This is a genomic window from Desulfovibrio ferrophilus (assembly GCF_003966735.1).
GTDB lineage: Bacteria > Desulfobacterota > Desulfovibrionia > Desulfovibrionales > Desulfovibrionaceae > Desulfovibrio_Q > Desulfovibrio_Q ferrophilus.
In genome coordinates this window covers 1289151-1309621 of sequence record NZ_AP017378.1, presented here as the reverse complement: position 1 = coordinate 1309621, position 20471 = coordinate 1289151, and the positions used below count along the sequence as shown (strand labels likewise).

General features: G+C 56.6%; 20 protein-coding genes. 11 read left to right on the top strand and 9 right to left on the bottom strand.

Going from position 1 to position 20471, the window contains the following annotated elements; translation table 11 throughout:
• The first annotated feature begins 106 nt into the window (after positions 1-106).
• Both EL361_RS06085 and EL361_RS06080 read left to right on the top strand, forming a co-directional pair.
• Positions 107-604 (top strand): rhodanese-like domain-containing protein, encoded by a 498-nt coding sequence (locus tag EL361_RS06085; RefSeq protein WP_126377622.1) that lies wholly within the window; start codon positions 107-109, stop codon positions 602-604.
• Positions 601-1275: a MauE/DoxX family redox-associated membrane protein gene (locus EL361_RS06080; protein ID WP_126377620.1), complete on the top strand. Its 675-nt coding sequence runs from the start codon at positions 601-603 to the stop codon at positions 1273-1275. The genes EL361_RS06085 and EL361_RS06080 overlap by 4 nt, the downstream gene beginning before the upstream one ends.
• Positions 1276-1285: 10 nt before the next feature.
• Here EL361_RS06080 and EL361_RS06075 read toward each other — a convergent pair whose 3' ends face one another.
• A complete protein-coding gene (locus tag EL361_RS06075; protein ID WP_172961650.1) occupies positions 1286-2179 on the bottom strand; it encodes a LysR family transcriptional regulator in 894 nt (297 codons plus the stop codon).
• Between EL361_RS06075 and EL361_RS06070 the strand changes: the two genes are divergently transcribed.
• The 9 genes from EL361_RS06070 to EL361_RS06030 all read left to right on the top strand — a co-directional run bounded on the left by EL361_RS06070 (position 2178) and on the right by EL361_RS06030 (position 11692).
• A complete protein-coding gene (locus EL361_RS06070) occupies positions 2178-2666 on the top strand; it encodes a hypothetical protein (RefSeq protein ID WP_172961649.1) in 489 nt (162 codons plus the stop codon). The two genes, EL361_RS06075 and EL361_RS06070, sit on opposite strands and share 2 nt — an antisense overlap.
• A 151-nt stretch (positions 2667-2817) precedes the next feature.
• Positions 2818-3480: a class I SAM-dependent methyltransferase gene (locus EL361_RS06065; protein ID WP_126377613.1), complete on the top strand. Its 663-nt coding sequence runs from the start codon at positions 2818-2820 to the stop codon at positions 3478-3480.
• Positions 3481-3524: 44 nt separating this feature from the next.
• Positions 3525-3944, top strand: a complete 420-nt coding sequence (gene nikR, locus EL361_RS06060; protein ID WP_126377611.1) for a nickel-responsive transcriptional regulator NikR — start codon at positions 3525-3527, stop codon at positions 3942-3944.
• A gap of 169 nt (positions 3945-4113) precedes the next feature.
• Positions 4114-4896, top strand: coding sequence for a GTP cyclohydrolase FolE2 (folE2, locus tag EL361_RS06055; protein ID WP_126377609.1), 783 nt, complete (start codon positions 4114-4116; stop codon positions 4894-4896).
• 58 nt (positions 4897-4954) lie between these two features.
• Positions 4955-5344, top strand: coding sequence for a flagellar basal body rod protein FlgC (locus EL361_RS06050; protein ID WP_126377607.1), 390 nt, complete (start codon positions 4955-4957; stop codon positions 5342-5344).
• A 231-nt stretch (positions 5345-5575) separates the two neighbouring features.
• Positions 5576-6580: a sigma-54 interaction domain-containing protein gene (locus EL361_RS06045; RefSeq protein ID WP_126381323.1), complete on the top strand. Its 1005-nt coding sequence runs from the start codon at positions 5576-5578 to the stop codon at positions 6578-6580.
• 163 nt (positions 6581-6743) lie between these two features.
• Positions 6744-10010, top strand: a complete 3267-nt coding sequence (locus tag EL361_RS06040; protein WP_232034917.1) for a tetratricopeptide repeat protein — start codon at positions 6744-6746, stop codon at positions 10008-10010.
• Between the two features lie 107 nt (positions 10011-10117).
• A complete protein-coding gene (gene amrB, locus EL361_RS06035) occupies positions 10118-10927 on the top strand; it encodes an AmmeMemoRadiSam system protein B (RefSeq protein ID WP_126377603.1) in 810 nt (269 codons plus the stop codon).
• Between the two features lie 18 nt (positions 10928-10945).
• The gene (locus tag EL361_RS06030; protein WP_126377601.1) at positions 10946-11692 is read left to right on the top strand and encodes a glycine zipper domain-containing protein; all 747 of its coding nucleotides are present in this window, start codon (positions 10946-10948) and stop codon (positions 11690-11692) included.
• Between the two features lie 130 nt (positions 11693-11822).
• On the opposite strand, the gene pnp is transcribed toward EL361_RS06030, so the two are convergent.
• The 8 genes from pnp to EL361_RS05990 all read right to left on the bottom strand — a co-directional run bounded on the left by pnp (position 11823) and on the right by EL361_RS05990 (position 20420).
• Complete coding sequence (gene pnp, locus EL361_RS06025; protein ID WP_126377599.1) at positions 11823-14069, bottom strand: polyribonucleotide nucleotidyltransferase; 2247 nt, start codon at positions 14067-14069, stop codon at positions 11823-11825.
• 183 nt (positions 14070-14252) lie between these two features.
• Positions 14253-14522, bottom strand: a complete 270-nt coding sequence (gene rpsO, locus EL361_RS06020) for a 30S ribosomal protein S15 (RefSeq protein WP_126377597.1) — start codon at positions 14520-14522, stop codon at positions 14253-14255.
• Between the two features lie 51 nt (positions 14523-14573).
• Positions 14574-15497, bottom strand: a complete 924-nt coding sequence (gene truB / locus EL361_RS06015; protein WP_126377595.1) for a tRNA pseudouridine(55) synthase TruB — start codon at positions 15495-15497, stop codon at positions 14574-14576.
• On the bottom strand, positions 15490-16473 hold the full coding sequence (locus tag EL361_RS06010; protein WP_126377592.1) for a DHH family phosphoesterase: 984 nt from the start codon (positions 16471-16473) through the stop codon (positions 15490-15492). Before EL361_RS06010 ends, truB begins: the two co-directional genes overlap by 8 nt.
• Positions 16448-16786, bottom strand: coding sequence for a 30S ribosome-binding factor RbfA (rbfA, locus tag EL361_RS06005; protein ID WP_126377590.1), 339 nt, complete (start codon positions 16784-16786; stop codon positions 16448-16450). The genes EL361_RS06010 and rbfA overlap by 26 nt, the downstream gene beginning before the upstream one ends.
• Positions 16787-16795: 9 nt before the next feature.
• The gene (locus EL361_RS06000; protein ID WP_126377588.1) at positions 16796-17107 is read right to left on the bottom strand and encodes a DUF503 domain-containing protein; all 312 of its coding nucleotides are present in this window, start codon (positions 17105-17107) and stop codon (positions 16796-16798) included.
• A gap of 62 nt (positions 17108-17169) precedes the next feature.
• On the bottom strand, positions 17170-20226 hold the full coding sequence (infB, locus tag EL361_RS05995; RefSeq protein WP_126377586.1) for a translation initiation factor IF-2: 3057 nt from the start codon (positions 20224-20226) through the stop codon (positions 17170-17172).
• The gene (locus EL361_RS05990; protein WP_338031076.1) at positions 20226-20420 is read right to left on the bottom strand and encodes a DUF448 domain-containing protein; all 195 of its coding nucleotides are present in this window, start codon (positions 20418-20420) and stop codon (positions 20226-20228) included. The genes infB and EL361_RS05990 overlap by 1 nt, the downstream gene beginning before the upstream one ends.
• Between the last annotated feature and the right edge of the window lie 51 nt (positions 20421-20471).

Below are 20471 nucleotides of genomic sequence, written 5' to 3'. Positions count from 1 at the left end.
ATCAGTTATTGGGAATCGTTACTATAGGTTTGATGAAAAATTTGCGCTCGGAAGCTGGGGCAGGTATATGGCTTGCGTGAATCGAATAACCAGATGAGGATTGCCCATGAGGCTGTATACACCGCGTCTTGTCTTTTTGTATCAGGCCATCATCCTGGTCAGTGTCTCCATTGCCTTGGGCTGGTCTGCCAACGAGCTTCATCCAGATAAGTTGGCCTGGCTCAATATTGAGGACGACACCATTGTTGCCAATTCGGGGCTGGCAACGGTTGCGGACATCGATGTGACCGAGGCCATGCGATTGCACGCCGCGAATGAGGCTGTGTTCATTGACGCCCGGCATGAGGCCGATTACGCGCTGGGGCACATCCCAGGTGCTTTGAGCATTCCGCTTGGACTGTTTGAAGATGAGATCGAGGCCGTTCTTGCCTCCCATGACAGGGAAGCACAGTACGTGATCTATTGCAGCTCCATCACCTGTGGCATGGCTCAGGAATTGGCCTTGGCCTTGGGTTTTATGGAATATCCCAACGTGGTGGTCTTTGCCGGAGGCATGGCTGCCTGGGTGGAAGCCGGAGGCGAATCGGAGGTGGTGGCTCAATGACTTGGCTGACCGCTATTTTGCGTATCGGGTTCGGGTTGGTGTTCATGGCGGCAGGTGTGAGCAAGATCATTCACCCTGTTGATTTTTCGCAGGTTATTTACAATTACCAAATGGTTCCGGATCTGCTGGTGAATCCCATGGCGATCATCCTGCCCTGGGTGGAAGTCGTCTGTGGGGCTGCGTTGGTCACCAACTGTTTTGCCCGCGGGGCTTCCTTCATCCTGTCCTTTTTGCTGCTGATTTTCCTGGGCGCGCTGTGGTTCAATATATCGCGCGGGCTGGATGTGGGGTGCGGTTGTTTCACCGCAGATCCACAAGCCAAGGGCAACCTGATGCACTCCGCCATTCGTGATACGATTCTATTCAGCGTCGGGTTGATTGTGTTGTGGCGGGCTTTTGTCGATGCTGCCAGCCAGCAAGCATCCGCTCGTTTCTGGCGGGAGTTGAAGGCCCCTCCGGTTTCCAGGAAAAAGTCCAACGATCTTTTGGACTACGTTCCTCCTGAACCGACCATCCGGAATGGTACGCTGGTTGTGGGCATGGCAGCACAAAGCGCGCAGCCTGATATCGGTAGTGATATTATTTCTCCTGTTCCGCTTCCCGGTGATGATGGTGTGGATGATTCGAACGCCGAGGGCACACCACAAGACAAACCTGTCGAAGGGACGTAGGGGGCTGGGCTCAGGCGGTGACGGCCGTCTTGTGCCAGACCGCTTGGACCGAGGATCGTAAGGCTCGGATGAGTTTGTCGTCGGACCGGCGCCGTGACGTGATGAAATAGAGGGGGACGCTCCCGGGGGATTTTTCCCAGAGAACGATCTTGCCCTGATCACGGGCGGCACGGGCTTCATCTTCGCACATCAACGCCAGGCCACTGCCTGCCGCAGCAAACTCCAGCAACAGCGCCTCGTCATCAGCAATGGTCACGGCGTTGGGGGCTGGCTGTTCGTTGCCGAACAGTGCTTTGGCGACTTGGTTGAAAGGGCACTCCGGCGGAGTCCAGACCCAGGGCATGTGGATAATATCTTCTCGTGGTGCCCCAAGAACTCTGTCTTTCCACTGCACGGGTGCAACAACACGCATGTTCGTGCGATCCACTTCCAATCCATCCAATTCATTCGAAGGCTCTCCGTACATGAAGCCACCATCGAGCTTGCCCTCAGTCACGTCCGCATCAATGAGATGAGACATTGAGTTGATGAAGTGAACGGTCAGTCCGGGATGGGTTGTGCGCAGACTCTCCATGATTTCCGCCGTACGCAGGCGATGGGCTGCGCTGATGTTCAGCCCGACCCTTGCCAGTCCGGTCAATTCGGCGCGTAGCGTCCGGGCCGTATCCAGCATGCCATCGGCGGCGGATAAGGCCTGTTGTGCTTTTGCAAGCAGCGTCTGCCCCTGTTCGGTGACGATCATGCCTTTGGGGCTGCGTGTGAAGAGGGGTACTCCGAACTCCTCTTCCAGAGCCTTGATCTGGCCACTTACAGCGGATTGGCTGGTGTGGATACGCTTGGCTGCACGAGTCAGATGACCTTCTTCGGCGACCGCGATGAATGTACGCAATTGATAGAGTTCCATGAGTGTCACCTTGTCCCCGTTCGGTCTGGCCGAACGGGTTGATCGAATCATCCCGTTGGATTGCAGATTGGAAGCCGCAGTAGGTTTCATCCTTGAGATGCGCAACACGATGCATCATCCACGAATCGCAGTAAAGCGGAGCGTGAATACCAAGGAGGGAATTGGCATGCGTTATGGAATTGTAGTCTTTGTTCTGTTGTTGTCGGTTATGATGTTTAGAGGCATGGCTCAGGGAGAGGATGCCGTGTCGCCTTTGGAGCAGGTATTGGAAACATCCTCCAGTCAGCGGAGGTGGACGGCGAATGATCTTTTCGCAATTCGATATTGGGCGCTCAGGGCCAATCCTGGGCGTACCGTCATTCTCCCCACCCTCTGTGAAGCCTGTATTGCCGCTTCCCATGATAGTGATCTTGACTTTGTTTTGACTCGTGAGCGTTGTTTTAGGGCGTGCGGTCTCGATGGTTCCATTGTTGATCTGTCAAATTGAGGTGGTTTTTTTGGTTGGAATATGCATTTTCGGGATACTACTCGTTGACGTCGTGACACGTTCAGAGATATCAAGCAGGCGTTGCGTGCATAGGTTTGGCACGTTTTTTTAAGGAACCCCTTGGCCGTTGCGGCGGAGTGAACGAGTGACCATGGAAGCACACGATCAGGCGGTACAACGGCTGATGCCCGAAGCCTGTGGCAGACGTTGGATCATCGAGCGGACCTCTGACCTGGAGACCCTTTGGGAATCCATTGGCGAGGACGATTTTGGCGGTGATGAGCGGCTGCCATACTGGTCTGAGTTGTGGCCTTCGAGCCTCACTCTGGCGGATTGGCTGTGTGACAATGCCGGGCGCATTCAGAATCGCACATGTCTGGACATGGGCTGCGGGCTGGGGTTGACCGCCATTGTCGGGACCAGTCTCGGAGCGCAGGTCGTGGCCTTTGATTACGAGGTTGAGCCGCTACGATTTGCCATGGGTAATGCCACTGCCAACGCCGTGCCCCAGCCTCTTTGGCTGCAGATGGACTGGCGTGACCCTGCCATACGCCGTGGACGTGCGGGGGTGATCTGGGGCGGAGACATTGTGTATGAAACCCGATTTATCGAACCGGTTGGGCGCTTTATTGATCTGGCCCTGTCGCCCGACGGGGTGGCCTGGATTGCAGAGCCGGGGCGTAATATCGGACCACCTTTCATTCGCTGGATGCGCGAGCACGGGTTTTCGTGCGAGCGGGCTTTGACCCGGCGGTTCCCCCACGAGGACCATTCGGTCACCGTGCATATTCTGGAGATTCAACGAGACGCTTGACGCGTCGGCATATTTCAGTAAACCACCCACCCCGGAGGATCGACATGGGCAAGACCATTCGTTTCGGCGTTTCACTGGACTCGGACCTGTTGGACAAGTTTGACCTGCTCTGTGAGGAACAGAGCTATCAGACCCGTTCCGAGGCTATTCGCGATCTGATTCGTAACACTCTGGTCAAGAAGGAGTGGGAGGATACGGACCGTGAAATCGCTGGTACTCTGACGATGGTCTATGATCACCACCAGAGCCAGTTGGCCCAGCGACTGACTGAACTGCAGCATGAGGCGCATGAGGTCATCATGTCTTCGTTGCATGTTCATCTGGACCATGACAACTGCCTGGAAGTGCTTGTCTTGAAGGGCCAGGGCGAGGTTGTCCGCCGCCTGGGACAGAAGTTGATTTCCACCAAGGGCGTTAAGCATGGTAAGCTGAGCTTGACCACAACAGGTGAAGATCTGGTCTAAGCCCATCCACTGTTGTTGAAGGTGGTGCAAACAACCACCTTTCCGGGAGTTACATATTTCAAGGCCCGTCGGCTTTGGTCGATGCTGGCTGTTTTCTGTAGCCAGAGCCGGGCACTCCGAAGTTGAGTGGCCGTCTCCATATATTCACGATCTCAATGATGAGGAAACCATGAAAGATGTTCAAAGCGGACCGGCTGATGTGGCATTGCCCATTGACCGTGTTGGCGTGAAGAATCTCTCGCTCCCGGTCCGGGTGCGCACTCGTGACGACAAGGAAGAAGTGCGCCACACCGTCGCTGAGGTTGATCTGTATGTAGATTTGCCCGCACATTTCAAAGGTACCCACATGAGCCGTTTCATTGAGGCTCTCGAGGGCTGGTCCGAGGCTCTAGATTATGTGAGTTTCAAGACGCTCTTGCAATCCGTTTGTGACAGGCTCGAAGCTCGCCGCGCTCATATCCGTTTCAGGTTTCCATATTTCCTGACCAAAAAGGCACCTGCCAGCGGTAGCCCCGGCACCATGGACTACAAGGTGACGTTGACCGGTGAGTTGGAAGACGACCAACTTACCTGGGGGCTGGGTGTGGATGTGCCTGTCATGACCGTTTGCCCCTGTTCGCTGGCCATCTGCGACGGCGGCGCTCATAGCCAGCGCGCTATTGTGCGCGTGCTGACCCGGCATACGGGGTTCTTGTGGATCGAGGACCTGATTGCCATTGCCGAAGCTGCGGGTTCGTCTCCAGTCTATGCACTGCTCAAGCGTGAAGACGAAAAGGTCGTCACCGATGATGCCTTCGCCAACCCCGCCTTTGTTGAGGATGTGGTGCGGGCAGCAGCCCGGGCTCTGTCGGATCATCCGCAGATCGACTGGTATCGCGTGGAAGTGGAAAGTCAGGAATCCATCCATAATCACAACGCTTATGCCAGCATTGAAAGTGAGAACGAGTTATGAGACAATAGTCCTGTAGGCCGCCGGAATTTCTTCGGGCGGTCAACGGGAGGGAGAGGCCATGGTCAGTACCATGGATACAGCGCTCTCGGCCCTGAACGCGTTTTCCGTGGACATGGCCGTGACCGCCAATAACATCGCCAATGCGAATACCGAGGAGTTCAACCCTTCGCGGGTGATTCTTGAAGAACGCCCGGACATGGGTGGTGTGGCCGTGCAGGACATTCAGGAGATGGATGTTCAGGCAGCACTTGTGGAGACCATTCGTCCCGAGTTGAATGAAGCTACCGGCTTGATGGAACAGAGTTCCGTAATGGTCGAGGCTTCGGGTACGGACATCGCCACTGAGACTGTCAATATGATCATGAATCAACGTGCCTTTGAGGCCAATGCTGCGGTGGTTCGGACTCAGGACGAAATGATTGGTCAGTTCATGGATGAAATGGTTTGATTTTCTTTTTTGCTCATAAATTATGAAAACCGCGCTCTGGCGCGGTTTTTTTGTTTGAAAGCAAGGAGTTGTGGATATTAATGATTGCCTTGTTCCTGTACAGGGAAGTAAGGTGCAAAAAATATTCTAGAAGTTTTCTTGACAATCTGTCAGATAATTGACAGCAAGAGCATGTATCTTATGTAATAGACGGGAGTCACGTCCCCAACGATCCGCCCACCAGGAGTGATGATGGACATCGATACCAGGGGAATCATTGGCAGAAGCCCTGCGCTGCTGGAGGTCTTTAAAGTCCTTGCCAAGGTTGCCCCTACGGAAAGCACGGTACTCGTCACTGGTGAGTCCGGCACGGGCAAAGAACTCTTGGTGCGGGCGCTGCATGCCAACTCCAAGCGTACGGACAAGCCGTTTGTGCCGATCAACTGCGGGGCCATCCCCAAGGAGCTCCTGGAGTCCGAACTCTTCGGTCATGAAAAGGGCGCGTTCACCAGCGCCATCCGAGCCCGTCCTGGCCGTTTTGAACTGGCCGATGGTGGAACCATCTTTCTTGACGAAATCGGCGAGCTTGATCTCTCACTCCAGGTCAAGATTCTGCGAGTGCTGCAGGAGAAGGAATTTGAACGCGTCGGCGGCACTGTTACCAAAAAAGTTGATGTGCGCGTTGTGGCAGCCACCAACCGTGATCTTGAAAAGGACGTGGAAGCTGGTGTCTTCCGCGAGGATCTGTTTTACCGTCTGAATGTGATTCCCATGCAGTTGCCTCCCTTGCGGAACCGGGGGGATGATATCATGCTGCTGGCCGAATATTTCATGGAAGGCTTCTGCTCGGGCAAGGATCGCAAGACCCTGGTGCTGACTGCGGAAGCCAGCGACATGCTTCTGCGATACTCGTGGCCCGGTAATGTGCGGGAGCTTGAAAACTTCATGGAGCGCATGTCCATCCTCTGTGATGGCGATCAGGTCACGCCCGAAGATCTTCCCGAAAAGATATGGGGTAACCTTGGTGAGAAACCCAAGAAACCAGTCTTTGTGGCACCAGCAGGCTTTGTCTGGCCCGAGATACGGGATTTGAAGGGCAGGGGCGACGACCTCAAGGGCTTTTTGGATGAAATCGAGGAACGACTTCTCCGAGAAGCTTTGGACATGGCCAAGGGTGTGAAGAATCAGGCCGCTGAAATTTTGGGCATCAAACGCACGACTTTGATTGAGAAGCTCAAGAAAAAGGGCATCAAATAACGTTTTCGAGGCGTCACCGGGAACAGGGGCATCCGTCGTCATGCAGTGGGCTGAGCGGCGGCGCCGGTGGGGCAACGAAGCAAGCCGTGTGTCTAGCACGTTCCTTGCAGAGCGATATGCCGTGAGCTCGCTTCATGTTTGCAGGTCCGCCTGCCTCTTGCTCGTGACGGGAATTCTGGCGCTCGTCCTTGCTGCTCCTGCAGGAGCCGTGGTCTATAGCTTCGGCCGACATCCTGACAAGGAACGGCTTGTCTTTGCCTTTGATGGCAACAAAATCCCCCAATATTCCGTGTCCCGTACTGCTCAGCGTGAACTGACCCTTCGCGTTCCGGGTGGTTCCTTGGGAAATGCAGGTGTCATTCCTGATCTGACCGGAACCCGCTTTGTGTCGACCATTCGTCCCTCCAATGACGCCGTGGTGATCAACCTGAAGTCTTCTGCTTTTGGCTACGTGGCCTTTGCCCTGGATGAACGTGGGAAACTGGTTCTGGATGTTTTTTCCGATCCTCTGGGAGCTCGCTGGAAACCGCGGGCTGCACGTGGGGCTGCTGCACCGGCTGTCGCAGTCAAAACACGAGAAGTAGCCAAACCCGAGATTAAGACTCCAGCCAAGCCTCCCCGAGCCGAGGCCGTCGTACCGTTTGAGCAGGATTTAGCTGCCGTCAAACCTGAGGCGCCGGAACCGGTCAAGGTGCAGTCTGAGCGCCCGGCCCCGACTGTGGCTCCTTCTGTAACTGCGCAAGCAAAGCAAGCCGAGGATGTGCAGCCTCAACCGGATGTGCCCTCCGCGCAACAGGAGATGAAGGCTGCCAGTTCACAGCCTTCCGAGCCTGTCGAACAGCAGACCGACAGACCGCGCATGAAGAGTGATTCCAGGCCGGATACGACTTTGACGCCCCGCAAGCGTACGGTCATCCGCTTACCACATGTGTTCCGCGGGCGGGTCCTTCGCCCGGGTGAAGAGGCCCCTGAAGATTTCGAAGTGGTGGTCGAACCCTCTACGCCTTCTCGTCCTGAGGCACCGGTAACGCCTGTTGAAGCTGAACCTCTGTTGCCTCCAAAGTCTGATTCGGACAAGGAAGTCGTGACTGCTCCTCGGCCCAGTCAGCAGGAAATCGTCAAACGCATGGTCAGGAACCTGCTTGACGAGACAGCCCCAAAATCGAAGTTTCGCGGCGCAGCCGTGACTCCGCAAGCTGATTCCATTCCCATGGCTGGCAGTGGCGTTCGCATGAAAATAGGAGATCAGGACGAGCCCCCAACCGATACTGCTGCAGTATCGCCTCAGGGCGAGCAGCCGTTGCCCAGCGCTGCAGAAAAGGCTCCTTTACCTCAGCCCGACGCCGTGCCAGCTGTTGTTCCGGCCTCCGATCAGGCTGGCGAACCGGCCATGGAATCCGAGATGGAGGTGACCGAAACCGAAGGCGAGAAACCTCTGACAGATGCTGAAGTCGTCCGCAAAGAGGCTTTGGAAGAGGTCCTGTTTGCGGCTCAGTCCGCCATGGGCTCCGGTAACTATGACGGCGCGATCCAGGAATTGGATACGCTGTTGCGTCAGCGCAAGCTGCCTGAAGGAATGCGCGAGGAAGCGCTCTACACGAAGGCCGATGCCCTTTACGCCAAGCACAAGGGCGAACTCGAAGAGAATTTTGATCCCATCAATGGAGCCTATGAGGCAGCCGTCAACTTCAACCTCGATTCCTGGCGGGTTCCCGCAGCTTTGCTCAGGCGGGGAGTGATCAATCTGAAGGTGGGCAATACCCCCGAAGCCGAGGCGTTTTTCCGTATCCTTCGTGACAAGTTCAAGGGTGATCCCAACGTTCCTCTGACCTACTACTACTGGGGTGACCATCATTACCGTAATGGTGACTATCAGAAGGCTGCCGACGAATTTCAGTATCTGGTCCAGGTCTTTCCGGACAGCAAGTTCGTGCGCGAGGCCTCCCTCGGGTTAGCGCGATCACTGCGTAAATTGGGATATGACAAACAGGCTTTTCAGATTGTGGACTATATCGAAAAGCGCTGGCCCCGGTTCTATGTAGAATTTCCCCCGTTCTTGCGCCTGCTGGGTGACGCTGCCTTTTCCGTTGAAGACTACGACAAGGCCAAAAGCGATTATTGGACCTACTACAATATCGATCCCAACGGTGACGAATCGGATATCATCCTGGCAAAGCTCGGTGATATTTACATCAAGACCGGCCGTGATGGGGCTGCGCGCGAGTTGTACGAAAAAGCCGTTACTGATTTCCCGGACCGGGAAGGCGGGCTCATTGCCAAGATGCGTCTTGCCGAAGAGGGCGTTTACGACGAGCCGACCGTGGAGCAGATGTTCTCCATCTTTGATCGGCCCCTCAATCTGAAGCCGGCGCAGATCTATCAGCAGATCGTGGAGGAGCATCCGGACAGTCCCCTTGCCCCCCTGGCGCAGCTCAAGATGGCCATCTGGCAGCTCTGGAATAACAAGTACGTGGATTCCATGGCCGCAGTCATGGAATTTGAGAATAAGTTTCCGGAAAGTGAGTTGAGGGAACGCGCTCGCAGCGTTGGAGTGAAGGCGTTCAGTCGAATCGTAGATCAGCTCGTTCAGGATGAGAACTTCCCCAAGATCGTCAATCTGTGGGAAGACTATGGGTTTATCCGCGAAAAGAGCAAGGAGCTCGATCCCTCGGCCAAACTGGCCTTGGCCTTGTCTTTCTGGAAGCGTGAACGTCCGGGTACGGCTTTGGAACTGGTGCTGCCCTTCATGAATGAGGAGCAGGTTCCCAAATATTCCGAAATGGCCATGAGCCTTGCCTTGTCAATTTTTGTGGACAACCAGGCCTGGGAACGGGTGCTGGATGTGGGTGAAGGCGTGAGGGAGTGGGAGATTGGACGGGATTATCAACGCGAGTTGAATTATGCCCAGGCTCTGGCCTTTGAGAATCTGGGACGTTTCGACGATAGTCGCCCCCTTTGGGAGGCTTTGGGAGATGACCGCGAACTCGACGACCGGCAGCGTGCCTACGCTATTTTCTTTCTGGCGCGGGACGCCCTGGACAATAAACAGTTGCGCAAGGCCTACGACTATGCTGGTGAGGCTTATGAAATTCTACTGACTGATGGGCAGGATACTCCCAAGGTTCTGGAATGCCTTAATATCCTGATTGATGTCACCGAGCGCTCCGGGCGTTATCGAGAGTCCATCAAATGGGCCTCTGAATACGAAAAGAAGATGGGCGAGGGCAATCCGGGCTTACCCGCGTTGCGCTATCGTGTGGCCGGTTTGTACCGCAAGGGTGGTAATTCGGCCAAATGGCGCTCAATTCTGAGTGATATTTCCAAGAAGGATCCTGGGAGTCTCTATGGCCGCATGGCCACCTCAGATCTGGAAATGGAATCCCTGGAACAGGCAGCCCGACAGTATTCACCGCAGAGCAACGGTCTCTAACTCGTTTCGTGCGTCTCCCCGTACCTTTCTGAATCATTATTTACTTTGCCGTAACGCTGGTCGTGCTTATACTCAATGGTATGCTCGTACCCAGCGAGGAGGACGACATGGATAGATCGCCAGTGGTCGCCGGACGTTTCTATACGTCGGATGGTGCTGAACTCAGTGTTGAGGTAAATGGTTACCTAAACACGGCGGACGTGCCCGGTGTTCAACCAACGCTGCTAGCCATGGTTCCCCACGCAGGCTATATGTTTTCCGGAGCGGTGGCGGGCAAAACGCTGGGGGCAGCCAATCTTGCTTCCACAGTGCTGTTGCTTGGCCCCAACCACACAGGAAAGGGTGAGCCTCTGGCTGTATGGCCGGATGGAAAGTGGCTGTATCCCGGAGGTTGCCTTGGGGTGGAAGAGATGTTTGCCCAGGCTCTGCTGGAGGACATCCCGGCTCTGACTGCGGATACCAAAGCCCATGATATGGAACATTCCCTTGAGGTGGTGGTTCCGTTTCTGGCCGCATTGAATCCGGTTTCTACCTGCGTGCCCATTGCCGTGGCCGAGCACCGGCTGGATGTGCTGCGGGAAGTCGCCGCTGGCATGGCCGCAGTGATACAGAAGAGAGGAAATCCCGTATCCGTGGTGGTCAGCTCAGACATGAGCCATTTTGTGAGTGCCGATCAAGCTAGAGAATTGGATGGTCTGGCTTTGCAGGCCGTGCTTGACCTTGACCCGGAGCGTTTGTTTCGTGAGGTGCGTGATAGGCATATCACCATGTGTGGAGTCCTGCCCATGACCATGGGGTTGATGGTCGCCAAGGCACTGGGTGCGTCTCGGGCCGAGCTGGTGGAATATACCAATTCCGGTGTTGTGAGCGGAGATTATGAGCAGGTCGTTGGGTATGCCGGCGTCCTGGTGAGTTGATAGATCAAGGAGGCCACTATGTTTTCCCAACGCTTGATGCGAATCTGTTCCGTTGTACTGATGAATACTATGATTGTGTTGTCTCTGGGCTGTGCCGCGACCAAACCGTTGCCGCAGCCGCGCAAGGTGATTGATCCAGCTGAAGTGTCAGGTGCCGTGCAGACCTCTCGCTGGGATATCGGAGCGGTACATTATGAGCATTTCGGACAGGGTATGGATTATACGGAAGCCGGTCTGGAACCAATTTTTCTGGTCTTCAAGAACAAGAGCCTGCAAAGCCCCGAGGTGCAGGTGGAAGAAGTCCGTGGAGTTGGCTCCGACGGTGAGTATCTGCCGTATTCGCTGGATGAGGCCTCGGCCCTGGTCTTTGCGTCCGAGAGTTTTTCGGTGACTACGTCCAATGCGTCACGCACGGGAGCTCTGGGAGCTTTCCTTGGAGCCGGACTTGGTGCCCTGATCGGGACCATCGGTGGTGGCGATAATATCTGGAAGGGTGCAGCCATCGGTGCTGCTGGTGGTGCCGTGCTCGGTGGCGCGGCAGGGACCTATCAGAGCTCGGAACGGGACCTTAAGCGTGCCGTGCGCAAGGAATTGTCCGATTATGGATGGTCCAACGAACCCGTCCCCGCCGATTACACCAAAGTGGGTTACATCTATTTCCCTGCCAAGGTCGGGATCGATGTGATCAAGCTGGTCGTGCGGGTGGATGGGCAGATTTTGCGCTACACCATCGATGCATCGGATGTGGCGAAGATTGAGAAATAGCAGTTCCTGATAAGCTGAATAAGAAAGGCGGTGATGCAATGCATCACCGCCTTTCTTTTGGGCAGAGGAATAGAAAAGGCCGGAAGCGAACGAGTCGCTTCCGGCCTTGTTGAATTATTGATCGGTTAGTCTAGCGTCTGCCGCCGCGATCGCCACCGCGACCACCACGATCTCCACCACGACCGCCACGATTATCACGGCTGTCACGGCCTCCGCCGCGAGGGCCACGGGGGGGACGCTTGTCGAAGGTGGCCAGGTCGATGGTCTCGCCGCGGGCTTCGAGCAACACGGCCTTACGGGACAAGCGGACGCGGCCATTGGCCTCGACCTCAAGGACCTTGACCTTGCAGGTATCACCCAGCTTGACCACATCGGAGACGTTTTCGATACGCTCTTCGGCCAGCTGAGAGATGTGCACCAAACCGTCGAGGCCGGGCAGGATCTCGACCACTGCACCGCAGTCGATGACCTTGGTCACGCGGCCTTCATAGTCCTTGCCCACTTCAGCGGTCTGGTCATGGTACTGCACCATTTCACGGGCCATGGCCATGGACTCCGCATTGGGGGCGAAGATGAACACGCGGCCATCGTCTTCGATGTCGATGGACGCCGCAGTTGCTGCGGTAATGGCCTTGATGTTCTTGCCACCGGGTCCGATGACGGAGCGAATCTTCTCGGGGTTAACCGTAACGATCTCCAGCTGCGGAGCATGAGAGGACAGCTGCGGGCGAGGCTCGGCAATGATCTCGTTCATCTCGGCCAGGATGTGGTTGCGACCTTCCTTGGCCTGGGCCAGGGCGTTACGCAGCACGTCGGACGGGATGCCGGTGATCTTGATGTCCATCTGAATGGCTGTAACGCCTTCGCTGGAACCAGCCACCTTGAAGTCCATATCGCCGAGGGCATCCTCGTCGCCAAGGATGTCGGTCAGCACGAGGTACTCATCGCCTTCCTTGATCAGACCCATGGCAACACCGGCAATGGCGTTGGTCACGGGAACACCTGCATCCATCAGGGACAGGGAAGCACCACAAACAGTAGCCATGGAGGAGGAACCGTTGGATTCCATGACCTCGGAGACCACACGCAGGGTGAAGGGGAATTCGTCCTGAGGGGGCAGGATCGGCTGGATGGCGCGCAGGGCCAGGGTGCCGTGACCGATATCGCGACGGCTGGGGCCGCGCATGAACTTGGCCTCACCCACGCAGTAGGGAGGGAAGTTGTAATGCAGCATGAAGCGCTTGATGTCGTCACCAATCAGGGAGTCGGTACGCTGCTCATCACGGGTGGAACCGAGGGTGGCGGTAACTACGGCCTGGGTTTCGCCACGGGCGAACAGAGCCGAGCCGTGCGTGCGGGGCAGCAGGCCGGTTTCGATGCCGATGGGGCGCACGGTGGTCAGATCACGACCATCGATGCGGGTCTTGTCTTCCTTGATCTTGGTGCGGACGATCTTTTTGGTGATGTCCTTGAGCACGCCGCCGATGGCCTTGAGGCGCTCGGGTTGATCGGCAAACTTTTCGGCCAGGGCAGCTTTGACTTCATCCTTGATGGCATCCTTGGCGGCGTAGCGCTCCATCTTGGTGGGGATGAATAGGGCTTCCTTGAGCTTGGGAGTGGCGATTTCCTCGACGGCAGCCTTGATTTCCTCGTCCACAACCGGGGCGATGACTTCAAGCTTGGGCTGACCAATCTTGGCACGCAGATCATCCTGCATGGTCAGGATGGGCTGAATCTTCTCGTGGCCCCATTCGATGGCATCGGCAATCAGGGATTCGGGGGCGAATTTGGCTTCACCTTCCACCATGACGACAGCGTCCTTGGTGCCAGCAACAACGATGTTCAGTTCGCTGATAGCGGCCTGTTCGTAGCTGGGGTTGAAGATGAACTCGTTGTTCACGTAGCCGATACGGCCGGCACCAATGGGGCCCATGAACGGAATCTTGGAAATGTGCAGGGCTGCGGAAGCACCGCAGATGGCGAGCATGTCAGGATTGACGGTGTCGTCAGCGGAGTGCACCTGGGCGATGATCTGCACTTCGTCGCGGAATCCCTCGGGGAACAGCGGGCGGTGCGGACGGTCGATCAGACGGCAGACCAGAACTTCACGCTCGGAGGGGCGACCGATCTCACGGCGGAAGAAGCTTCCGGGGATGCGGCCAGCAGCGTATGCCAGTTCCTTGTACTCAACGGTCAGAGGGAAGAAGCCACGGTCTTCGGGCAGAACCTGGGTCACGGCGGTGACGAGCACTACGGTGCCGCCAGACTGGACCCAGATGGCACCGTCGGCCTGCTTGGCAAGCTTACCGGTTTCCATGATGATTTCATGGCCGCCGACCTCAGTGGTCACGCGGGTGGGATTAAATTCGAGTTTCATAACTCACGTCCTTGTTTAGAGAGTGTGCCACGGCGGTCTGTCGTGACAATCCCGGAAGAGACGTGCTGTAAAGTTGAGAGGATGAAACGTCGTACCGACGCCCCATCATTGCAACCTCACAGCGCTGGACCTTCCGGGGAAAAAGGCCGCCCCGCAAGCGGAGCGGCCTTTGGTAAAGCTGCGTTACTTGCGCAGACCCAGGCGAGCGATGAGATCGCGATAGCGCTGGACGTCTTTGCGAGTCAGGTAGTTCAGCAGTTTGCGGCGCTGACCGACCAGCTTCAAGAGACCCGTGCGGGAATGGTGATCCTTCTTGTGGGTCTTGAAGTGCTCGGACAGGTAGGCGATGCGGTGCGTCAGCAGCGCAACCTGAACCTCGGGGGAACCAGTGTCCCCTTCTTCCTGCCTGTACTCCTCAATGATCTTAGCCTTATCTTCAGCAGTCATAACCACAGCGATATCCTCCGTTTAAATGCGATGCACCCACCATGGGTGCGGAGATCTCTACCAGAGCCCCCTGAGTATGGACCATGACACGCTGCCTTCCTTTTCCTTGGCTTCGACCAGTGCCAGCGGCGTATTGCCGGAGTCAATGATCATGGCCTTGTCTCCCGGTACACCAGCCAGGGTTGTGTCCGTTACGGGCAGCCAGGTTCCATTTTGAACCTGTGCGGCCTGGTCAGCGGTCACGACCACCTTGGGCCAGTGAGGTAGGGCGTCCACAAGGGAAATCACCCGTTCGGGAAACCGTTCGGACTCGTCCAGGACCGTTTCCAGGTCATGGGCTTGATCGAGTCCGAAGGGATGGCAGTGCTCCCGGGTCAAAGCGGTGAGCATGGCGCCGCACCCAAGTCGAATCCCCAAGCTGTGGACCAGGGACCGTACGTAGGTTCCGGCGCTCACCGTTGTCCGGAAGCGCACACGCGGAAGATCCATTTCCAGGACCTCCGCATGAAAAATTTCAATATCCTTTACCTTTACAGGAACTTCCTGGCCAGTTCGCGCCAACTCATACAGGGGCTTGCCCTGATGTTTGGCTGCAGACACAGGCGGAACCTCCTGGGTGGAGAGTTCCATCCAGGAAAGGACGTCCTTCCTTACATCTTCAGGGGGCAAGTGGTCAAACGGCTTTTGCTCGACGATTTTGCCCTGGCGGTCATAGCTGTCAGTGACCGTTCCCAACTCCAGTTCTCCCCAGTAGGTCTTGCGACCTTCGGTGAGGTAAGGGGCGAGTTTGGTGCCATGTCCCAGCAAGACAAGCAGGACCCCTGTGGCCATCGGATCCAGGGTTCCGGCATGTCCAATCTTGCCCTGATGTAAGCCTCGCTTGATCATTGTCAAGCAACCGGCTGAGGTCGGGCCTTCTGGTTTGTTCAGAACCAGCAGGCCGTCCAGCTGTTCCTTGCTGCGTTTGCGACTTCTACCCATCAGTTTTCCTTGGGCATCCCAATAGACGGGCAGCGACTTCAAGAACGGTCTGCTCAGCTTTGTCGATGGGGGCGTGTACCGCACAACCGGAGGCGTTCTTGTGGCCTCCGCCACCGAGTTCGGCAGCAATGGCCTGAACATTGATGTCCCCGGTGGAGCGCAGGCTGATCTTGGTCAGCTCTGGGGAGTCTTCCCGTAGCAGGATGGCAGCTTTAACGCCTTTGATCCGGCCGATGAAATTCACAACACCATCGGTGTCTTCACTACTGGTGCCGGTATTCTCGAACATTTCCTTGGTGATATGGATCACACCAAGTTGACCAGCGCAGTGCAGCTCAGCTTGGGCGAAAATGCGGGACCAGAGTTTCATGCGGCCCAGTGTCCATTGGTTCTGGAGATTGGCCACGAAAGCGGAAGGATCGAGCCCTTGGCGAAGAATTTCTGCCGCCAGTTCCAGCGTGCGGGGACTGGTGTTGCCAAAGCTGAAGGAACCGGTATCCGTTACGATGGCTAGATAGATGCATTCTCCGAGCTTGTCGGACAGAGGCATATCCAGTTCGCGAGCCAGAACGGCAATCATCTCGCCCACGGCAGCGTATCCCGTGTCCACCCAGTTGATTTCGGCGAACTCGGGATTGCCCAGGTGATGGTCGATGTTGATGGTTCCTTTTGCCCCGAAGTTTTCGGCCATCGCCGAGCCCATACGGTGCTTGTCGCCACAGTCCAGGGAGATGATCCAATCAAACTTTTCGTTGGGGACGTCCTGTACCAGTGGGCAGGGCAGGGGCACCCAGCAAAAGGGCTTGGGCAAACGGGATTCGTTGTATAGCACGACTCGCTTGCCCATTGACTGAAGGATGTGACCAAGGGCGGTACTGGAGCCTATGGCATCACCATCGGGGCTGCTGTGGGCAACAATAAGGAAGGATTCGCCGTCTCTCAGGCGCTGGCTAATGGCCTTGATCGGGCTGTCCATAAACCATCTCCTCAAGGAAGTCGTCGCGCTTGAAGATGATCTTAGGCACGTACTTGCTTTTCAAGGCGCGTCCCACCTGGGAGCGGAAGAAGCCTGCAGATTTTTTGAATGCAGCTTCGATTTCAACGGGGTCTGAGCCCATGGGTACCGAATAGAGCACCTCGGCAATGGAGATGTCTTTATTCATGCGCACGCCGCTTACCGACACCATGGCCAATCGCTGGTCATCGATTTCGGTGGCAAGGAGTTGCGCCACGATGCGCATGATCTGGTCGCCCAGCTTGTGGGCTCTGCGTGATCCGGAGGGTTGCATTTGCTACCTCTATAAAAATTCGTCGGCGTCGTTGCCGGAGCTGAAAATCTCTACCTGCGAGTCGATAAGTTCCTCGCTGGTAGCGGCCTGTGCGTGATTGAGAGCCTTTTGGAGTTGGCTTTCCACCCGCCGGGATTCCGGTGAGACCGTCACCACGGCAAGAACCAATCTGTCCAGGCTGTCCTGGGCTTCAACTTCGCTCACTGCGACGTTGAATTTGTTCCTGAGTTTTTGTTTCAGGCTGTTGGCAATTTGCCGTTTTCCCTTGAGGGAACGGTTGCCGTGCAGTCGGAAATCAAGCCGCAGGAGGCCCAGTATCATTGTACACGATCCATTCCGGCGGAGGCAAGGATGTCCTTTCCTCCGCCGGCAGGCTTAATGGATTAGTCCAGAGTTGCTGCGGACTCCACTTCCGTGAAGGCCTCGATAACGTCTCCGGTCTTGATGTCGTTGAAGCGTTCGAGTCCGGCACCACATTCGTATCCCTTATTGACTTCCTTGGCGTCGTCTTTGAAACGCTTCAGGGAGGCCAGGGCACCGGTGTAGATGACAACACCTTCGCGCAGCAGGCGGACCTTGGCGTGGCGGGTCAGTTGACCGTCCACAACGAAGCAACCTGCGATGGTGCCGACCTTGGGCACCGTAAAGGTGTCGCGGACTTCGGCCTGGCCGAGGTACTTCTCCGAAATGATCGGAGCCAGCATACCTGCCATGGCGTCTTTGATTTCGCTCACCAGCTTGTAGATGATGTCGTAGAAACGGATTTCCACGTGCTCTTGCTCGGCGATTTCCTTGATCTTGGCCGTCGGGCGGACGTTGAAACCGATGATGATGGCGTTGGAAGCCGCAGCCAGCAGGATATCGGATTCGGTGATTGCCCCTGCGCCGGAGTGCAGGATGTTGACCTTGACGGCATCGGTGGAGAGCTTGTTCAGAGCGTCACCAATGGCCTCCTGTGAACCCTGTACGTCTGCCTTGGTGAGCAGGTTCAGAGTTTTCACATCGCTATCCGGGCTGGAAGCCAGGAAGCTTTCCAGGGTCACTTTGGACTCGCTTGCAAGCTGACGCTCACGCTGCTTGAGGGCACGATTCTGTGCGATGCGGCGAGCGACTTTTTCATCCTCGACACACACAAATTCGTCACCGGCCAGCGGTACACCCTCAAATCCCTGAACTTCAACAGGGGTAGCGGGGCCGACCGTTTTGACCTTGCGGCCCTGGTCATTCTGCATTGCGCGGACCTTACCACTCTGGACACCACACACGAAGCAATCGCCCTGATTCAGGGTGCCGGCCTCGATAAGGACAGTGGCCACGGGGCCGCGTCCCTTGTCCAGACGGGCTTCCACGATGTGGCCAACGGCAGGCTTGTCCGGGTTGGCCTTGAGTTCCAGGACTTCGGCCTGCAGCAGAACGAGCTCCAGCAGGGTGTCCAGGTTCTCGCCGGTCTTGGCGGACACGTTGCAGAAGATGGTCTGACCACCCCAGTCTTCAGGGACCAGGTCATGATCGGCCAACTCGCGCATCACGCGGTCGGGGTCGGCACCTTCTTTATCGATTTTGTTGACGGCCACGATGATGGGCACGCCAGCAGCTTTGGAGTGACTGATGGCTTCACGGGTCTGGTCCATGACGCCGTCATCAGCGGCAACAACCAGAATGACCAGGTCAGTGACTTTGGCGCCGCGGGCACGCATGGCGGTAAACGCTTCGTGACCAGGCGTATCCAGGAACACGATCTTGCCGCGAGGAGTGGTGACGTCATAAGCACCGATGTGCTGCGTGATGCCGCCGGCCTCACCCGAGGTGATCTTGGATTCACGGATGGCATCCAGCAGGGACGTTTTACCATGGTCAACGTGACCCATGATGGTCACGACCGGAGCGCGATCCTGCAAGGATTCGGGAGCGTCCTTCTCCTTGGGCACGATGTAATCGTCTTCGGAGAAACCGACCTTCTCGACTTCATAGCCGAAGTCAGAAGCGATCAGTACTGCAGTATCAAAGTCCAGGGACTGGTTGATGGTTGCCATCATGCCCATGGTGAACAGCGCCTTGATCAGCAACTGAGCCTTGACGCCCATCTGTTTGGCGAGGTCTGCCACACGAATAGCTTCTTCAATTCTGACTTTGCGCTTTGCGGCTTTGATGGGCTGAGTCGTGGACTGTGGCTCGACACCACCACGCTTACCTCTTTTGCCCTTTTTGCCGCGTCCCTGCATCTCGAAACGTGTCTCATTGTCACGCTTGGAAAAATCAACGACACGCTTGTCCTTTTTACGACGACGACGGCCATCGCCCTCAGGGGCTGCACCAGGAGCCGGACCACCGGGGCCACCAGGACCACCAGGACGACCACCAGGACCGCCGGGGCCACCAGGACGACCACCAGGACCGCCGGGGCCACCAGGACGACCACCAGGACCGCCGGGGCCACCAGGACGGCCACCGGGGCCACCTGGACCACCTGGACGGCCACCAGGACCACCGGGGCGGCCACCAGGACCACCGGGACGACCACCAGGGCCACCGGGACGACCACCAGGGCCGCCGGGACGGCCACCACTCGGGCGGGCCGTAGCTGCTGCTGCACGGCGTTCCTGAACCAGCGCCGGGTCAGGACGAGAAATAATTTTAACTTTGGGAGCTATAGGCTCTTTTTTCTTCTTCTTTTTCTTGGGCTCGTCACCAGCTTCGCCGTCGGCCTTTGCTGCAACCTTGGTTTTTTCACCAGCATCAGTCTTGGCATCCTTGGCGATTGCTTCGGGCTTGTCTTTGGCCTCAGTAGGTGCTGTCTTGACCTGCTCAGGTGCGGCTTCCTTGGCGGCTTCCGGTTCAGGGCTGACAGCCTCAGCAGTCTCTTCGGATTTGGCCGTGGGCTTGGCTTCTGGCTCGACCTTGGCAGCCTCTGCGACAGGTGCTTCGGGAGTTTCTGGAGCAGCCTCTTCAGCCTTGGGGGCTTCATCCACGGTAGGAGCCGTTTTTTCAGGCTGTTCAGGAACCACGGGCTTTACGATACGGGCAGCAGGAGTTTCGGGCCTTTTGGCTTTCTTTTTGGCAACGGGCTTTTTGATCTCGGGGGCTTCGGGCTTGGCTTCCTCCGCGACCGTTTCCGGAACCTTGGCCGCGGCCTCGGCGGGCTCCTCTTGGGGCTCGGGGATGATTTCAGGCTTAGCCTCGGCTTCAGCCTGACCATTGGGGGCTTTGACCTTCTTGCGGCGGCGACGCACCACGGCACCAGGTTGGACTTCTTTGGTCACAACCTCGGTGGAAGTGGGTGCCTTTTTTACATGACCGCGGATGGCCGATGCATCCTCGTCTTCCAACGTGCTCATATGGCTCTTCACCGGAATGTCCAATTCGCGACATGCCTGGAGAAGTTCCTTGTTACTAATTCCAAGTTCTGCAGAAATGTCTTTTACCCGAAGCTTATCCGTCATTATTTACCCCTTGGCGCCCTTTGCCAGCCCTTGTATTTACTTAATCGTATTTCGCATGCCTCATCGGTACACAGGTAGTAGCCTCGTCCAGGAAGAATCTGGGATTCGTCCTGAACCGGGCCCTGCGCACCGGCGGGGCAGATGTATCGCGTCAACTCCCGCTTGGGGAATCTTCTGCGGCAGATGACGCACATCCGGACCGGAACATGTTTTGATTGGCCGTCGTTCATGTCGGGTCCGTTTCG

Bases quoted from the DNA above. Each gene is read 5' to 3' on its own strand.
- EL361_RS06010 (WP_126377592.1), bottom strand. From the start codon at position 16,473: ATGGACAGCCCGATCAAGGCCATTAGCCAGCGCCTGAGAGACGGCGAA.
- EL361_RS06085 (WP_126377622.1), top strand. From the start codon at position 107: ATGAGGCTGTATACACCGCGTCTTGTCTTTTTGTATCAGGCCATCATC.
- EL361_RS06050 (WP_126377607.1), top strand. From the start codon at position 4,955: ATGGTCAGTACCATGGATACAGCGCTCTCGGCCCTGAACGCGTTTTCC.
- EL361_RS06080 (WP_126377620.1), top strand. From the start codon at position 601: ATGACTTGGCTGACCGCTATTTTGCGTATCGGGTTCGGGTTGGTGTTC.
- EL361_RS05990 (WP_338031076.1), bottom strand. From the start codon at position 20,420: ATGTGCGTCATCTGCCGCAGAAGATTCCCCAAGCGGGAGTTGACGCGA.
- folE2 (WP_126377609.1), top strand. From the start codon at position 4,114: ATGAAAGATGTTCAAAGCGGACCGGCTGATGTGGCATTGCCCATTGAC.
- EL361_RS06070 (WP_172961649.1), top strand. From the start codon at position 2,178: ATGAGTGTCACCTTGTCCCCGTTCGGTCTGGCCGAACGGGTTGATCGA.
- rbfA (WP_126377590.1), bottom strand. From the start codon at position 16,786: ATGCAACCCTCCGGATCACGCAGAGCCCACAAGCTGGGCGACCAGATC.
- EL361_RS06030 (WP_126377601.1), top strand. From the start codon at position 10,946: ATGTTTTCCCAACGCTTGATGCGAATCTGTTCCGTTGTACTGATGAAT.
- EL361_RS06045 (WP_126381323.1), top strand. From the start codon at position 5,576: ATGGACATCGATACCAGGGGAATCATTGGCAGAAGCCCTGCGCTGCTG.
- pnp (WP_126377599.1), bottom strand. From the start codon at position 14,069: ATGAAACTCGAATTTAATCCCACCCGCGTGACCACTGAGGTCGGCGGC.
- EL361_RS06075 (WP_172961650.1), bottom strand. From the start codon at position 2,179: ATGGAACTCTATCAATTGCGTACATTCATCGCGGTCGCCGAAGAAGGT.
- EL361_RS06065 (WP_126377613.1), top strand. From the start codon at position 2,818: ATGGAAGCACACGATCAGGCGGTACAACGGCTGATGCCCGAAGCCTGT.
- EL361_RS06000 (WP_126377588.1), bottom strand. From the start codon at position 17,107: ATGATACTGGGCCTCCTGCGGCTTGATTTCCGACTGCACGGCAACCGT.
- amrB (WP_126377603.1), top strand. From the start codon at position 10,118: ATGGATAGATCGCCAGTGGTCGCCGGACGTTTCTATACGTCGGATGGT.
- infB (WP_126377586.1), bottom strand. From the start codon at position 20,226: ATGACGGATAAGCTTCGGGTAAAAGACATTTCTGCAGAACTTGGAATT.
- truB (WP_126377595.1), bottom strand. From the start codon at position 15,497: ATGGGTAGAAGTCGCAAACGCAGCAAGGAACAGCTGGACGGCCTGCTG.
- nikR (WP_126377611.1), top strand. From the start codon at position 3,525: ATGGGCAAGACCATTCGTTTCGGCGTTTCACTGGACTCGGACCTGTTG.